Origin of the sequence: Burkholderia sp. SRS-25, from assembly GCF_004343765.1 — a bacterium.
GTDB lineage: Bacteria > Pseudomonadota > Gammaproteobacteria > Burkholderiales > Burkholderiaceae > Burkholderia > Burkholderia contaminans.
In genome coordinates this window covers 1-14,552 of record NZ_PTXM01000023.1, presented here as the reverse complement: position 1 = coordinate 14,552, position 14,552 = coordinate 1, and the positions used below count along the sequence as shown (strand labels likewise).

Below are 14,552 nucleotides of genomic sequence, written 5' to 3'. Positions count from 1 at the left end.
GCCGCCGGCTGCGGACCGCACTCAACCGGTGGCCCGGATGAATTCGGCGATGCGTGACGCGATGGCGTCGGGCGCATCCTCGAAGCAGTAGTGCCCGACGCCCGCCAGCCGTTCGACGGGCGCGGACGGAAACAGTGCCGTGAAGAGCGGCAGGAAGTGTTCGGCGCCGAGCGTTCGATCGGCGTTTCCCCAGATCGCGAGCGCGGGCTTGTCGCGTATCGCGCGCAGCGCTGCCGCATCGGGCGTCTCGAACCGGTGCGCGCCGGCGGCAAACCCGCGGGCCCATCCGATCGCGCCGAGACAGTCGGCCGGTTGCGCGAACGGCGCACCGTATGCGGCGATCCACGTGTCGCTGATAACCGCGTGATTTTCGAACCCGTTCAGCTTCAGCGTGCTCAGAATGTTGAAGCCGAGCTGACCGAGCACCGTCTCCAGCGTATCGTCCGCCGCCGCGCGCATGATCCACTGGAACCACGGCGCATCGCGACCATTCGCGCTCAGTCGGTCGATGAGATAGGGTTGGCCGAACGGCGTCGGCCCGTTCGCGGACACGATGCGCCGGATCCGATCCGGATGTCGCGCGGCAAGCCCCATGCCGACCGGGCCGCCGAAATCGTGCATCACGAGCGTGATGCGATCGAGGCCGAGCGCGAGCACGAAACGCTCCAGATTGTCGATGTGGTCCTGCAGCCAGTAGCTGCGGTCCTGCGGCGTCGCACTTTTGCCGAAGCCCATGTGATCGGGCACGACGACGCGGTGCGTCGGACCCAGCGCTGCGATCAGATGGCGGAACAGATAGCCCCACGTGGGTTCGCCATGCAGGCACAGGATGGTTTCGCCGTCGTGCGGGCCTTCGTCCACGTAGTGCATCCGGAAGCCGGACGCGTCGTCGAAATGCGGGGCGAATGGAAAGGTGCCATCGAACGTGGCATCGGGCCGGATCATCGAACGCTCCTTCGGATAGTCGGGTAGTTTGGTTTCAAATTGAAACCGAATTGAAGCGTAGGATATTGGGTTTCAAGTTGCAACCAAAAAGATGGCTGGGTCAACCGCAGATTGACTGGGCTACGGCTGCGTGATGACGTGCCGGAAGGAAGCAGTGCCGGAATTTATCGGCTGTAAATAGGAGTCGACGTGCCAATCGGGCCCAAATCGGTGGTTCCATTAGGCGGTCATGAACAGTCAGGCTCCGTACGATTGATCTTTTGTGTCGTGGGTTTTATATTGCAACCATTCATTTCACCGGAAACGACCGCCGTTCCGCCCGCATTCCGGGCGCGGCATCGCCCCCATGCATCGATGAACAGACGAACCACGCACGAGGATTCCCTTTGCGGTGTTGCCCGCCCGCTGGACGCGATCGGCGACTGGTGGTCGCTGCTGATCGTCCGCGATGCGTTTGACGGGTTGCGGCGCTTCGGTGAATTCCAGAAGAATCTCGGACTGGCCAAGAACATCCTGGCCGCGCGCCTGCGCAACCTGGTCGCGCACGGGATCATGGACATCGTGCCGGCCGCGGACGGCGGCGCGCATCACGAGTACGTGCTGACCGAGAAAGGGCGCGGCCTGTTTCCACTGCTCGTCGCGCTGCGGCAGTGGGGCGAGGATTTCTTCTTCGAACCGGACGAGGCGCACGTGCTGCTCGTCGACCGGAAGACCGGGCTGCCGGTCAGGAAGCTGGAGCTGCGTTCGCAAGATGGGCGCGTGCTCGGGCCGGAGGATACGCTCGTGCTGCCGCCACCGGACTGACGAGCGGCGATCGGGCCCGTGCCGCATTCAACTGCGGTCACTCGCCGCGTTGCTTTCGAGGAAGCTGTCCACCGCGATCAGCGACTGCTCGTCGAGCGTGCCCAGCACGCTTTTCAGCTTCAGCTGCAGCTTCAGCGCGTCGAGATAGCTGTCGAACAGCTTCTGCCGGATGCCCGAGATGTCGCGCCGCAGGTTCAGCGTTTCGTATGTCGTGCTGTAGCCGACCTGATGCGCCTTCATCGACGAATCGTACGCGAGCCGCGCGGCCTGCAGCGACTGCTGCAGCGCGCGGATGCGCTTGCCGACCGATTCGAGCGCGGACAACGCCTCGCGATGATCGGTGCCCAGTTGCTCCTCGACCTCACGCAGCCGGTTGCGGTATTGCTCGGTCACGTGCTCGGCCTCCACCTGCCGGTAGTACACGCTGCCGCCCGAGAAGATCGGAATCGTCACCTGCACGCCGACCGCGCTCTGATGGAAGTCCGAGCGGTCGGTGAGCCCGCGCAGGTTCGGATTGAGCCCGCGCGAATACGACGCGAACAGGTCGACGGTCGGCAAGTGCTCGGCGCCGACGCGCTTCGCGGCGAGCCGCGCGACCTGGACGTCGCGATATGCCTGCCGGTACGCGGGGTTGTCCTGCGGCGCGTATTCGCCCGACGGAATCCGCGGCGACGACCCGCGCATCGCGAGCCGCGGCCAGCGCGAGAAATCGATCGTCGAACCGAGCAGCGTCTCGTAGCGCGCACGGCGTGCGTCGACGTCGGTTTGCGCGAGGGCTTCGTCGGATTGCGCGAGGCTGCGGCGCGCCTCGATTTCGGCCGTATCGCCGATCGTCTTCATCCCGAGTTGCGCCATGCGGCGAGTATCGCTTTCGAGCCGGGTGAGCGCGTTCACTTCATCGTCGGCCGACTGCAGTTTCTCGCGCGCGCTCAGCAGCTCGAAGCATGCGTTCGCGACGCGCAGGATCAGGTCCTGCCGCGCTACCTCGAGCTTCTGTTTCGCTGATTCCTCGTACTCGGTTGCGCGCCGCATGTCGTACAGGTAGGGCACGTTGAACAGCGCCTGCGTGACCTGCGCGGAACCGTATGCGGCATTGCTCGACCCGCTGACGTCGATGCCGAACAGGTTCGCGTGCGTACCGTAGCGTCCCCATTCGAGTTGCGCGGCGGCCTGCGGCAGCATCTGCGCGCGCGCTTCGGGGAATTTCTGGCGGGCCGCGTCGTATTCGCTGCGCGCCTGCAGGTAGCGCGGGTCGTGCACGACCGCGTACTGGAACGCGGTGTCGAGGCAGAACGCATGCGCGTTTGCGGACAGGGAGGTCATCGTTACAGCGAACAATGTCACGGTTGCAAGTCGGGGATTCCACCTAGTCGAAAAACTTGATAGGGAATTACCCGCATTTCGCGTCGCCGATCCGCGATTCGTGCGCGTCGTTTCAAACATGGTTGTCTCCGTCTCCTGCCCGTGCCGCAATGCATTCCGGCGGGATTTAAACGTATTGAAATTGAAATTCAAACAGCGTGAATGCCTGCCAACCGTGATGCATCGGAAAACGCTACTGTAAGAGTGTGTCCTCCATTGAATTCCGATGCGCTCGCATGATAGCCTGATTTCGGCTCGTAATCGCAGTGATTATTAGATTAACAAGTCGCTAGGGATTAAAAGCCGTTTGTCTTTCAATGAAGGTTCTTTGCATCATCTTTATTTTTTACGAGGAGAGAATGATGAAGGTCATGACGACGGAACAGGTCAGGAATGTGCATGGCGGCGGTGCGATCAGCTCGCTGGGTAGCCTCGCCGTTGACGCCGCGCCGGTGGTGACCGCGCTCGGCCAGTTCCTGCCGAGCCTCGGCAATTACCTGCAGAACCCGAAGACGTTCAATAACACCGGCAAGTAACCGCCGTGCGCGGGGAGGCGCCCCCCGCGCGAAATGCTGCGAAACAGAAGGAAAATAATCGATCGCCGCAGTGGAAATAAAGCGAATCCGGAATGCATTATTTTCGGTTCGGGCGATTATCAGGAGACAGGAGTGCCGGATTATCCCCGTAATAAAGTGAACGGCCATTGAGATTGCAATTGGCTGACGGCGGCGGGCATTCCGACAATATAAAGGCCACAACGAATGCGAGACATCACGGAAGAACAGGCCCGCCAGATTCGCGGCGGCGCGTCGCTTTACTCCAATTCGGCCGCCTATACGGTCGATCTCGTCAACCAGTCGATCGGGACCACGCTCCAGGGCCTGATGACCCAGTACCAGACCCGCGCCGTCGAACAGTTCCGGATGTCGCTCGGTTCGTCGCGCTGAGCGGCTCGCCAAGCAGCCGGTAACACCGATCTTCCGTCGCAGCCGGCAGCGTGCCGGCTGCGCCCATGCGTATCGCGCACGACCCCGCCACGGGCCCGCCAGCGGCAGGCCCGGGCGGCGCGTCGTCGCGCCCCGGGTGTCCGACCATGCTCTTCAATACGCGTAAAGTCCGTCCGGTCCTGCAGGACGAGGTGACGGAGTGCGGCCTGGCCTGCCTCGCGATGATCGCGTCGTGGCACGGGCGCGAAACCACGTTGCGCACGCTGCGCAACCGCTATCCGGTCCGGATCGATTCCGGGCTGTCGTTCTTCGACCTGATGGAGATCTCGAACGATCTCGGCCTGCGTGCGCGCGGGCTGCAGTTCGACGCAGGCGAACTCGACGCGCTCAAGACGCCGTGCATTCTCCACTGGGGGATGAACCACTATGTCGTGCTGACGAAGGTCGGCTACGGCAGCGTGCACATCGTCGATCCCGCGCTCGGCGAGACGAAGCTGCCGCTCGCGCAGGCGCTGACGCACATCACCGGCTACGCGCTCGAATTGAATCCGGACATCGGCTTCACGCGGGCGGGGCATGCCGACCGGATCCGGCTGCGCGACTACCTCGAAGGGCTGACCGGCATCCGCAAGAGCCTCGCGATCGGCATTGCGGGCGGCGTCGCCGCGCAGCTCCTGCTGCTGCTCGGCCCGTCGTACGTGCAGTTGACGATCGACGAGGCGCTGAAGAAGACCGACGTCGACATCCTGTACCTGCTGACGATCCTGTTCGCGATCGTGTTCCTGTTCGACACGCTGTACGCGAACCTCGTCGGCAACATCAAGAGCTACCTGCGCAACATCGTGTCGCAGCAGCTGTCGGCGAACATGGTCGGGCATCTCGCGCGGCTGCCGATCGGCTATTTCCTGTTCCACAACACCGGTGATTCGATCTCGCGCGTGTCGTCGGTGTCGGAGGTCGGGCGTTTTCTCGTCGACGGGCTGGTCGGCGGGCTGCTCAATATCGTCACCTGCACGCTGACGCTCGTGCTGATGCTGTACTACAGCCCGGTGCTGGCCGGCATCAGCCTGGCCGGGATGGTGCTGTTCGCGCTGAGCCGGCTCGCGATCCAGCCGCAGTTGCAGGACGCGATGTCGCAGATCCTCACGCGCGGCGCCGAAGCCGACGCGCTGCTGATCGAGAACATTCGCTCCGCGCACTCGATCAAGTTGCTGTCTGCCGAAACCGCGCGCAGCAGCCTGTGGGTGAACGCGTTCACGCAGAAGCTGCAGGCGATGCGCCAGCAGGAGCGGCTGCAGTTGCTGTTCGACGCGATCTCGAAAGGGATCGTGCACGTCGAGCAGCTCGTGATCGTCACGTATGGCGCGTGGCTCGTGATGCATGGGCAGAGCACGATCGGCGTGATCTACGCGTTCATCCAGTACAAGAACCTGTTCGCCGACAAGTTCATCGACTCGATCCAGCTCTACGTGCGGCGCAAGGTGCTGCAGGTGCACATGGACCGCGTCGCGGACGTGTTGCAGACCGAGACGGAGGAGCCCGCGCCGGACGCGGTCGTGCGGCCGGTCGACGGTTTCGACGGCGCGCTGGCGATCCGCGCGCTGTCGTACACGCCGAAGGGCGGCAACCGCCCGATCCTGCGCGACATCTCACTCGACGTGCCGGCGGGCGGCAAGATCGCGATCGTCGGCCGCACCGGCAGCGGCAAGACGACGCTGCTGAACCTGATCTGCGGGCTCGCGCGGCCCGAGCCCGGCACGCTGTTCGTCGGTGGCGTGGATCTCGCGGAGGTGAACCTGCGGCAGTACCGCAAGCATCTCGCGGCCGTCACGCAGTCCGACCAGCTGTTTCGCGGCACGATCCGCGACAACATCACGAACTTCGCGCCCGCGCCGCGGATCGGCGCGATGTTCGATGCGGCGAAGCTCGCATGCATCCACGACGAGATCGAGCGGCTCGACCATCGCTACGACACGCCGCTCGGCGATACGCAGAAATTCCTGTCGGCCGGCCAGATGCAGCGGCTCCTGATCGCGCGGGCGCTGTATTGCGAGCCGCGCCTGCTGATCCTCGACGAATTTTCGTCGAACCTCGACCAGGCGACGACCCACGAGATCTGCCGCAACGTGCTGACGCTGCCGTGCACGATCGTGCTCGTCACGCACGACGCGTCGATCCTGTCGAGGGTCGACCGGATCTACGAGATGCAGGACGGTATATTGACCGATGTGACCGACGCCTGGCGTTCGGCCGAGGAGACGCGGTGATGCTCGGACGACTCTTTCTGCTCAATCCGTTCTCGTATGCGTTCCTGGCGCGGCGCGCGGTGCGCGCCGTCGCGCTGCGCACGTCGCCCGCGCGCGGGCTGCGGCTGATGCGGTGGTGCTCGGGCGCATGCCTGCGGTGTTTTCCGTGCATTCGCGAGTCGATCGAGCGTGCAGTTTCATACATGCTGAGCGCGCACCTGAACGACGATCCGCGACGCGTGCGGGAAGTGTCGGCGGCGATCGTGCGCGAGCTGTTCGAAGCCGAGTTCGCGGGGCTCAAGCTGCGGTCGCACAGCCTCGAATCGATGAAGTCGATGATCGATGAAATGACGTGCGAAGGCGACGAGCAATTGCGAGCGGCGCTCGTGCGCGGCGGCCCGCTGATGCTCGCGGGGCTGCACTTCGGCAACCTGATGCTGTTCGTCACGAAGCTGCGCTTCATGATTCCCGACGATCGCAAGCTGATGGTGATCCTGCATCGCGATGCGCCGGGCGCGTTCTTCGACGATGCGCTGCGGCTCGTCGCCGAACACGGCGCCGGTGAAGTCGAGTTCATCGACATCGAGGAGCGCGTGCACCTGCGCCGGCTGATCACGAGCCTGCGGCGCGAGGCGCCCGTGTTCCTGCTGTTCTCCGACCTGCACGGCAAGTTCGGCAAGACCAACCGCTGCCGGCTCGGCGGCCGCTGGGTGCGGATGGCCGGCGGCGGCGTGAAGCTCGCGGTCGAGCAGGGGATTCCGCTGCTCGTTGCGTATGCGACAGGCGTGCCGTTCCGCGATCGCTGCGCGGTGCATTTCACCGAGCTCGCGGCCAGCCCGCTCGCGCCGATGCTCGGCGCTGACGACGACGCGTCGCCCGTGCGCGCGACGCACCAGCGCATCGTCGACCGGCTCGAGCAGGCGCTCGTGCGCCAGCCCGAACAGTGGCATTTCTGGGAACACTTCACTCCTTACCTGATGCCGGCGCCGCTGCTCGATGCGGCCGCGCGGCGTCGCTCCTGACGAGTTCGCCCCATGCCGACCTGGAACTCTGCCCTCCGAGAACAGAAGCCGTCGCGCAAGCTCGCGCGCGGCACGACCTTCGGCACCGTGATTCACGGTGTCGTCGACGTGCCGGTGTCGATGCGGTTCTTCTGCTACCTGTCGCTTGCGATGTTCGCGATGTTCGTGACCGCGCTGGTCGAGCTCAGCTACGCGAATACCGAGAGCGTGTCGGGGATGCTGACGCCGCGCTCGGGGCTGATCGGCGTCAGCGCGCCGCCGGGCTGGGCCGTGCGCGACGTCTACGTCGGCAAGGACCAGCACGTGAAGGCCGGCCAGCGGTTGCTGGCGGTGACGCGCGACACGAGCTTCGTGAGCCAGGCCAACAACGTGCAGGGGATGCGCGCGGCGCTCGACCGGCAGCGCGTCGAGGTCACGCAGCAGATCGACGCGGCGCGGCTCGAATACAAGTCGTCGGTGCAGCAGATCAACCAGCAGATTGCCGCGCAGGGCGAGAGCCGCGGGCTGATCGATCGGCAGATCCAGGACCAGAGGCGCATCGTCGACGAGTACGGTGAACGGCGCGCACGCGTGAAGCAGTTGCTCGACGAACAGGTCGTGACGCTCGAACAGTACAACCAGGTCAACACGCAGTACCTGCAGGCCGGGCAGGCGTACCAGGACCTGCTGCTGCGCCGCGCCGAGCTCGCGAAGAATGCGATGAAGCTGCGCGGCGACCTCGACACGATGCAGAGCAAGTATGACGGTGCGAACGCGGAACTGAAGATCAAGCAGGAGGAACTGAACGCGAAGGAATACAACATCGACGAGAACGTGAACCAGGTGCTGTACGCGCCGGCCGACGGGCAGATCGTGCGGCTCGACGTCGTGCAGGGTGGCGTGATCGACCCGCCGGGCACGCGCGTCGTCGAGATCCTGCCCGCGAAGGCAGACGGGCTGATCGCCGAGGTCTACATTCCGTCGTCGAAGGCCGGCTTCGTGAAGAAGGGGCAGGAAGTGAAGGTCGCGTACGCCAGCTATCCGGTCGAGAAGTTCGGCACGTATCGCGGCAAGGTGCTGTCGATCTCGCCGGTCGCGTTTTCCGCGAAGGAGCTGAACTTGCCGGGCGATGCCGCCACGCCGCAGACCTACTTCAAGACCTGGGTCGAGCTGGCCGACCGCACGCCGGCATTCGAAGGGCGGCCGCTGTCGCTGCGGGCCGGCATGATGCTGAAGGCCGACATCGTGCTGGAGCGGCGCAGCCTGCTCGAATGGCTGTTCGAGCCGCTGTACCGCATCCGTCAACGCCTGTTCGGCGTGCCGGCCTGAGCCGATGGCGAGCCGGAACCACGACCGCCGCCGCGCGCGGCCGGGCGCCGTGCGTCCGCTGTCGCGCTGGCTCGGCGCGACGCTGTTCGCGTGCGCGGCCGCCGCGCATGGCGCGCCGCAGCCGGACGGCGACGCCGAGCCACGCTGGCAGGCCGGCGCCGACGGGATCGGCTTCTGGCCGGGCGGCGACGCGGACGGGTTCGATGCGAGCGCGTGGGCGATCGACGCGGGGCCGGCCCGCCACGGTCGCGGCGATTCGGCCGATGTGCCGCCAGCCGATGCCGTACCGTTCACGGCGCGCGAGATCACACTCGGCCAGCGGACCCGCGGCGCGGGGCGCGCATGCGCGGCAGCGCGCGACGACGGCGCGGACGGCATCGGCTTCGACGACAACGGCGCAGCCGGCGGCTGCGATCCGGCCGCGACACGCGATGCAACGGCGGATGACGCACCGGCGGTCGGCGTCGTCCACGCCGACCGGATGCCGTACGAACTGCATCCGATCGACCCGTCGCGGCTGCCCGATCTGCCGGCCGCCGAGGCGCCGCCGCTGCTGACGCAACTGATGGGCGACGACCGCAACATGGTCGGCCTCGGCTGGCACTTCGTCGGCACGACCGGCCGATCGACACCCGTGACGACGAAGACGGACGCCCTCGGGCTGAACAGCTTCCAGAACCAGGGTTCGAGCCTGTCGCTCGGCAATACGAACACGCTGGCGTTCACGTTGACCCACTTTTTCTCGGAAAACTGGGCGGCCGAACTGGGCGGCGGCATTCCGCCGGTGCTGACGCTGCGCGGGCACGGCAGTATCGCGCTGCCGCTCGACCGGATTTTTTCCGGCGTCCAGGGGCGCTTTCCGCTGATCGATCTCGCGAACACGCAAAGCAACCCGCTCGCAACCACGCGCGCGTGGCTCGGCTCCGTCGTGTTCAAGTACTACCTCGGCGAGCGCGAGGATCGATTCCGCCCGTTCGCGGGCATCGGCATCAGCTATACGCGCTTCACGAATACGAACCTGAATCCCGTGTTCCAGCGCAAGCTTGCATCGCTCGGCGGGCTGCTCGCGGCGGGCGCGGACATCGGCAGCCTGCAGTCGCTGCTGCTCGACCCGTCGCTGTTCCAGCGTATCTGGGATGCCGGTGGCGACCTGCTGCTGTCGGGCAAGACCAACGTATCCGCCAAGGTGAAGAGCGTGTGGGAGCCGGTGTTCACCGTCGGCGCGAGCTACCAGATCACGCGCCAGTTCTGGATCACCGGCATGGTGACTTATATTCCGTTACGTACGAAGATTACGCTGGACATCGACCAGCCGAACCGGCAGCTCGCGTCGAACACGTTCGATATTTCCGCGAACCCCGTACTGGCCAGCGTGCTGCTCGCGTTCCGCTTCTGACCGGCGCGCCGGCCCTTTTTTCATGAATTTGACGCGCGACACTGGGATAATGGCGGAGTTTGGCTGCGTCAATGATGGAAGGAGGCCCCATGGGCGACAACGATACCCGCACCGAGACCGACGACCGCACCGATATGGAATCGATGGAAGCGCGCCAGCGCCGCTTCGAGGAGGATCTGGTCGACGCCTACGACGAAGAGCTCGAGATGGAGCTCGACGATCGCCGCTTCGACGACAGCGACGACCTGCTGTTTTCGCAGGAGCGCCGCGAGGCGCGCAAGCAATATTTCCGCGAACTGTTCCGCCTGCAGGGCGAACTCGTGAAGCTGCAGGACTGGGTCGTGAGCACGGGGCATCGGCTCGTCGTCATTTTCGAGGGGCGCGACGCGGCCGGCAAGGGCGGGGCGATCAAGCGCATCACGCAGCGGCTGAACCCGCGCGTCTGCCGCGTGGCTGCGCTGCCGGCGCCGAACAACCGCGAACGCACGCAATGGTATTTCCAGCGCTATGTCGCGCATCTGCCGGCCGGCGGCGAGATCGTGCTGTTCGACCGCAGCTGGTACAACCGCGCGGGCGTCGAGCGCGTGATGAACTTCTGTACCGACGAGGAATACGAGGAGTTTTTCCGTTCGGTGCCCGAGTTCGAGAAGATGCTGGTGCGCAGCGGGATCCAGATCGTCAAGTACTGGTTTTCGATCACCGATCACGAGCAGGAAGTGCGTTTCCAGAGCCGGATCGAGGATCCGCTCAAGCAGTGGAAGCTGAGCCCGATGGATCTCGAGAGCCGCCGCCGCTGGGAAGCCTACACGGCCGCGAAGGAAGAGATGCTGCTGCGTACGCACATTCCGGAAGCGCCGTGGTGGGTCGTTCAGGCCGTCGACAAGAAGCGCGCACGGCTGAACTGCATTCACCACCTGCTGCAGCAGGTGCCGTATCACGAGGTGCCGCACGCACCGATCGACCTGCCGCCGCGCGAGCATCACGAGGATTACATCCGTCGGCCGACGCCGGACAACATGATCGTGCCGGATACCTACTGAGCGGTCGTGGCGGGTTCGATGCGATGAAGGGGCGCGCCGCGTAACGCGGCGCGCGTTACTCCCGGATCAGGAACGCGGTGCGGTCGCGCCCGACGATCCATGCGGGTGCGCGGCCGCGGCCGCTCCAGATCGCGCCGGTTGCCGGGTCGCGATACTTCGCACCGACCGTAAACAGCTTCGCGCGATCGCTGTAACCCTGCCCGAAGATTTCCCGCGCGGTCAGCGCGTAGCCGGTGACGAGCTCGCGTACCTGCGCCAGCACCGCGCGGCGTTCGCGGCTGCGTGCCGCCTTGATGCGCCGATCGAGTTCCGCAAGCTGGGCTTGCAGTGTCTGCAGTTGATACATGCGTCCGTTATCCCGTAGTCGAGTTTTGATTATTGGCGACGCGTGACGAACCGCGCGTCGGCACGGCCGGCCTAGGCGTGCCGCCTCGGCCGGTGGCGGTTGCGTGTTGCCTGCGCCGGCCTGCGGATAGAACGTACACGGCACGAATCGCCGGGAACTCGGTGAGATTAAGTGGCGGCGCGCGGTTTTTCTATCGGACGTATCTGAAATTTCGGCGGAATTTTGGGGCAGCGGGGTGGCGCGGAGGGGACGATAGCGGCCGCTCGTTACAGATCGGGAAAGCCCGATCGCCCTTGAGTCAGGTCGAACAACTCGGTTCGCGCATGCGCGTCGGCTGTCTCGGGCAGCTTGATCACGAGCTTGACCGTCATCCCGTACGCGCTGTCCACCAGTTCGTAGCCCGCCTGTTCGATCCAGCGGCGCACGCGCGCTTCCTCGGGATAGCCGATCTCGATCGCGAGCCGCGTGTAGCGGATGCGCTCGACGCGCTCGGCATCGAGCAGCGCCGACGCGATTGCATCGGTGTACGCGCGCACCAGCCCGCCCGCGCCGAGCTTCACGCCGCCGTAGTAACGCACGACCGCGCCGAGCACGCCGTCGAGATCGTGATGGCGCAGCACTTCCAGGATCGGGCGGCCTGCGGTGCCCGATGGCTCGCCGTCGTCCGACATCCCCGATTGACCGCCCGCAAGCAAGGCCCAGCACACATGCGTGGCCGCTGGATGTTCGTCGCGCAGGCGTTGCAGGGCCTGCATTGCGGCGTCGCGGTCGTCGACGGGAATCGCGTACGCGATGAAGCGGCTCTTGCGGATCTCGAGTTCGCGGGTGTAGGTGGTGGCGAGCGAGTACATCATGCGATGCGACGGGGAAACGGTAACGAAATCAAGGTGATGATGGCGTGTCGGTTCTTTGGGGGCTGGCCCGGGCGGGCAGCGGCCGGCCGCATGGCCGGGATGAAGACTGAATTTTACCGTGGCGCGCCTCGATGCCTTTCGATGCCGTCAGCGCCCGGCCGGGGTAAGGTGCCGGATACGGAATGGCGAAGGGTCAATGTGAATGGTGCGGCAGCGGGCGTTCCAATTTATTCTCCGACGATTCGCGCGCGACATCACCGAACACCGACCGACGACCGCAACGCCGCGCCCAGCGTGCGCAGCGCCTGCCGGGCCCGCGCATCGGTCAGGTTCGAATAGAGCACCACGTCGCGCGTCGGCAAGGGCGGCAGCCCGTATCGCATGCCCACGTCGACGGTCCCGACGGGCGCCACGCGATGCCCGAGCGCGGCGACGGCCAGCCCGGCGGACACTGCCGCGCCGATCGTCGCCACGCCGCCGCCGACGAATACTTCCGTCCATGCGACACCGGCTTCGTCCAGCGCGCCGACGGCCATGCGGCGCACGCTGCACGGCTCGGCCTGCGTCGCGAGCCGCAGTGGTTGCGGCGGATGGTACTCGAAATCGGTCGCAGCCATCCAGCCGAACGACTCCGACAGGAGGGTTTCGCCGTCGAGCCGCCGGCTGTCGTGCTGCAGCGCGACGGCGGCGTCGAGCTGGCCGCGGTCGAACGCATCGAGCACATCGCGCGAGGCGGCCACCCGGATCTCCAGCACGAGGCCCGGTTCCGCTTCGCTCATGCGCCGAAGCAGCATCGGAAGATCGGCGCCGACGACATGATGGCTCACGCCGATCACCAGCCGCCGCTGGCCGGCGCCGAATGCACTGACCGCGCCCTGGTGAGCGGCCACGAGCTCGCGCGCGGGTTCGAGGAACACGGTGCCGTCGGCTGACAAGCGAACCTGCCGCGGCGTACGTTCCAGCAGGCGTCGTCCGAGGCTGTCTTCCAGCTTTTTGATCTTCAGGCTCACCGCGGACTGCGTGGTGTCCATCGCCTCGGCGGCCCGTGTGAAGCTCTTGAGGTCGGCAGTCAGCACGAACGCCAGCACGGCTTCGATGTCGAGCGTTTTCATCGCGCACTCATCCATTTATGAATCGAATCATTGAAATATTCTGCCATCGTATTTCAAAATGATTCAAGGTCTTCTACGCTGTTCTCAAGCCGTTCGTTTTCTCCCTTTTCTTTTCCAGGAGTCGATCATGCTGACCGCGTACTACGCGCACCGCCTGCCGGCGGACTACGACCTCGACATCATCCGCAATCGCGTGCGCGAGCGCGGCAGGCTGTGGGACGACACGCCGGATCTGGTGTTCAAGGGGTTCCTGCTGCGCGAGGCGGGCCGCTACGGTGCGACGGAAAACGGCTACGCGTCGCTTTATCTGTGGCGCAATGAACAGGCGTTCGCCCGGTTCGTCACGGACGGCCGCTACCGGGTCGTGACGGACAGCTTCGGGCGTGCGCCGATCGACGTGCAGGTCGCGCTGGATGCGCGCAAGGGCAGCGCATCGGCGGGGCGCTTCGTGCGGCTGGAAGCCGTGGATATTCCGGCGGATGCCGACCTCGATGCGACGCTGTCACGGGAGGTCGAGCGCAATCGCGACGTGGCGGCGAGGCAGGGTACGGTCGCGGCCGTCGTCAGCCTTGATTCGCTGCGCTGGCGGCTGACGCGCTCGCTCGTATCGGAACACGAGCTGGACGACGGCGGCGCGGGTACGGTGTATCAGGTGTTGCATCTGGCGCGGCCGTTGCTCGATACGCTTGAAGGGAGTGGGGGGTGATGGCCGGCGGCGCGTTCCGATCGCGGGCCGGGCCGGCGGGTGGGGCCTGCGGCCCGGCATCCGCGCGATTGCCGGCTGGCCTGGTGGTCGCCGCGCATCTGGCCGGGATGGCGGCGGGGATCGCCGCGATTGCCGCGCTCGCGACGTTGCTGGCGCTGTTGTTCCGGTAAGGGGCGCGTTTGCGGATGAGTGAATACGGAAGCGGGGGGCGGGGGGGCGGGGGGCGGGGGGCGGCCGCGAGAAACCCAAACAGCCACGGCAACACCAAAAACAACCCCCAAGCAACCCCCACCCAACAAACCACACCCCCCCCCCCCCCCGGGCCCCCCGGGCCCGCGCCCCTTTCAGGCCACCTCTGCTTTTTGCCCTCCGCCGACCTGCGGTGCCGCACAGGCGCGCAGGCACTCGATCGTCGCGGCCACGGCCGCGCGATTCGCACTGTCGGGGTGCCAGTACATCGACAC

14 protein-coding genes and 1 pseudogene are annotated in these 14,552 nt (G+C 65.7%); 9 read left to right on the top strand and 6 right to left on the bottom strand.

Annotated features, from left to right (window positions below):
- Positions 1–21: 21 nt before the first annotated feature.
- The gene (locus C5O79_RS29450) at positions 22–945 is read right to left on the bottom strand and encodes an alpha/beta fold hydrolase (protein ID WP_131931971.1); all 924 of its coding nucleotides are present in this window, start codon (positions 943–945) and stop codon (positions 22–24) included.
- A gap of 354 nt (positions 946–1,299) precedes the next feature.
- Between C5O79_RS29450 and C5O79_RS29445 the strand changes: the two genes are divergently transcribed.
- Positions 1,300–1,749 carry a helix-turn-helix domain-containing protein gene (locus C5O79_RS29445; RefSeq protein WP_131931969.1) on the top strand — a complete coding sequence of 150 codons (450 nt, stop codon included), beginning with the start codon at positions 1,300–1,302 and terminating at the stop codon, positions 1,747–1,749.
- A 27-nt stretch (positions 1,750–1,776) separates the two neighbouring features.
- On the opposite strand, the gene C5O79_RS29440 is transcribed toward C5O79_RS29445, so the two are convergent.
- Positions 1,777–3,192 (bottom strand): TolC family protein, encoded by a 1,416-nt coding sequence (locus tag C5O79_RS29440; protein WP_131931967.1) that lies wholly within the window; start codon positions 3,190–3,192, stop codon positions 1,777–1,779.
- Positions 3,193–3,473: 281 nt separating this feature from the next.
- On the opposite strand from C5O79_RS29440, the gene C5O79_RS38260 reads away from it, so the two are divergent.
- The 7 genes from C5O79_RS38260 to ppk2 all read left to right on the top strand — a co-directional run bounded on the left by C5O79_RS38260 (position 3,474) and on the right by ppk2 (position 11,070).
- The gene (locus C5O79_RS38260) at positions 3,474–3,647 is read left to right on the top strand and encodes a hypothetical protein (protein WP_006495012.1); all 174 of its coding nucleotides are present in this window, start codon (positions 3,474–3,476) and stop codon (positions 3,645–3,647) included.
- 225 nt (positions 3,648–3,872) lie between these two features.
- Entirely contained in the window at positions 3,873–4,058 is a 186-nt protein-coding gene (locus C5O79_RS29435; RefSeq protein WP_027791386.1) for a hypothetical protein, read from the top strand.
- 146 nt (positions 4,059–4,204) lie between these two features.
- Positions 4,205–6,325, top strand: a complete 2,121-nt coding sequence (locus C5O79_RS29430) for a peptidase domain-containing ABC transporter (protein ID WP_122475618.1) — start codon at positions 4,205–4,207, stop codon at positions 6,323–6,325.
- A complete protein-coding gene (locus C5O79_RS29425) occupies positions 6,322–7,326 on the top strand; it encodes a hypothetical protein (protein ID WP_174242139.1) in 1,005 nt (334 codons plus the stop codon). The genes C5O79_RS29430 and C5O79_RS29425 overlap by 4 nt, the downstream gene beginning before the upstream one ends.
- 12 nt (positions 7,327–7,338) lie before the next feature.
- On the top strand, positions 7,339–8,634 hold the full coding sequence (locus tag C5O79_RS29420) for an HlyD family efflux transporter periplasmic adaptor subunit (protein WP_122475622.1): 1,296 nt from the start codon (positions 7,339–7,341) through the stop codon (positions 8,632–8,634).
- A gap of 4 nt (positions 8,635–8,638) precedes the next feature.
- Complete coding sequence (locus C5O79_RS29415) at positions 8,639–10,030, top strand: OmpW family outer membrane protein (RefSeq protein ID WP_122475624.1); 1,392 nt, start codon at positions 8,639–8,641, stop codon at positions 10,028–10,030.
- A gap of 89 nt (positions 10,031–10,119) precedes the next feature.
- Positions 10,120–11,070, top strand: a complete 951-nt coding sequence (ppk2, locus tag C5O79_RS29410) for a polyphosphate kinase 2 (RefSeq protein ID WP_046547623.1) — start codon at positions 10,120–10,122, stop codon at positions 11,068–11,070.
- 55 nt (positions 11,071–11,125) lie between these two features.
- Here ppk2 and C5O79_RS29405 read toward each other — a convergent pair whose 3' ends face one another.
- From C5O79_RS29405 to C5O79_RS29395, 3 genes are all read right to left on the bottom strand, one after another.
- On the bottom strand, positions 11,126–11,416 hold the full coding sequence (locus C5O79_RS29405; protein WP_122475626.1) for an H-NS histone family protein: 291 nt from the start codon (positions 11,414–11,416) through the stop codon (positions 11,126–11,128).
- Between the two features lie 266 nt (positions 11,417–11,682).
- Entirely contained in the window at positions 11,683–12,270 is a 588-nt protein-coding gene (locus tag C5O79_RS29400) for a YigZ family protein (protein WP_039356960.1), read from the bottom strand.
- 254 nt (positions 12,271–12,524) lie between these two features.
- The gene (locus C5O79_RS29395) at positions 12,525–13,382 is read right to left on the bottom strand and encodes a LysR family transcriptional regulator (RefSeq protein ID WP_122477401.1); all 858 of its coding nucleotides are present in this window, start codon (positions 13,380–13,382) and stop codon (positions 12,525–12,527) included.
- A 127-nt stretch (positions 13,383–13,509) separates the two neighbouring features.
- Here C5O79_RS29395 and C5O79_RS29390 point away from each other — a divergent pair, with 127 nt between their 5' ends.
- A complete protein-coding gene (locus tag C5O79_RS29390; protein WP_046547626.1) occupies positions 13,510–14,088 on the top strand; it encodes a DUF4865 family protein in 579 nt (192 codons plus the stop codon).
- A 344-nt stretch (positions 14,089–14,432) separates the two neighbouring features.
- Here C5O79_RS29390 and C5O79_RS38955 read toward each other — a convergent pair.
- Positions 14,433–14,552, bottom strand: a pseudogene (locus C5O79_RS38955) (LysR family transcriptional regulator); the annotation flags it as partial.

What these genes read in the sequence shown, in the direction of transcription:
- C5O79_RS29445 (WP_131931969.1), top strand. Translation starts at nt 1,300, where the DNA reads ATGAACAGACGAACCACGCACGAGGATTCCCTTTGCGGTGTTGCCCGC.
- C5O79_RS29440 (WP_131931967.1), bottom strand. Translation starts at nt 3,192, where the DNA reads ATGTTTGAAACGACGCGCACGAATCGCGGATCGGCGACGCGAAATGCG.
- C5O79_RS29395 (WP_122477401.1), bottom strand. Translation starts at nt 13,382, where the DNA reads ATGAAAACGCTCGACATCGAAGCCGTGCTGGCGTTCGTGCTGACTGCC.
- C5O79_RS29405 (WP_122475626.1), bottom strand. Translation starts at nt 11,416, where the DNA reads ATGTATCAACTGCAGACACTGCAAGCCCAGCTTGCGGAACTCGATCGG.
- C5O79_RS29430 (WP_122475618.1), top strand. Translation starts at nt 4,205, where the DNA reads ATGCTCTTCAATACGCGTAAAGTCCGTCCGGTCCTGCAGGACGAGGTG.
- C5O79_RS29390 (WP_046547626.1), top strand. Translation starts at nt 13,510, where the DNA reads ATGCTGACCGCGTACTACGCGCACCGCCTGCCGGCGGACTACGACCTC.
- ppk2 (WP_046547623.1), top strand. Translation starts at nt 10,120, where the DNA reads ATGGGCGACAACGATACCCGCACCGAGACCGACGACCGCACCGATATG.
- C5O79_RS29415 (WP_122475624.1), top strand. Translation starts at nt 8,639, where the DNA reads ATGGCGAGCCGGAACCACGACCGCCGCCGCGCGCGGCCGGGCGCCGTG.
- C5O79_RS29420 (WP_122475622.1), top strand. Translation starts at nt 7,339, where the DNA reads ATGCCGACCTGGAACTCTGCCCTCCGAGAACAGAAGCCGTCGCGCAAG.
- C5O79_RS38260 (WP_006495012.1), top strand. Translation starts at nt 3,474, where the DNA reads ATGAAGGTCATGACGACGGAACAGGTCAGGAATGTGCATGGCGGCGGT.
- C5O79_RS29435 (WP_027791386.1), top strand. Translation starts at nt 3,873, where the DNA reads ATGCGAGACATCACGGAAGAACAGGCCCGCCAGATTCGCGGCGGCGCG.
- C5O79_RS29450 (WP_131931971.1), bottom strand. Translation starts at nt 945, where the DNA reads ATGATCCGGCCCGATGCCACGTTCGATGGCACCTTTCCATTCGCCCCG.
- C5O79_RS29400 (WP_039356960.1), bottom strand. Translation starts at nt 12,270, where the DNA reads ATGATGTACTCGCTCGCCACCACCTACACCCGCGAACTCGAGATCCGC.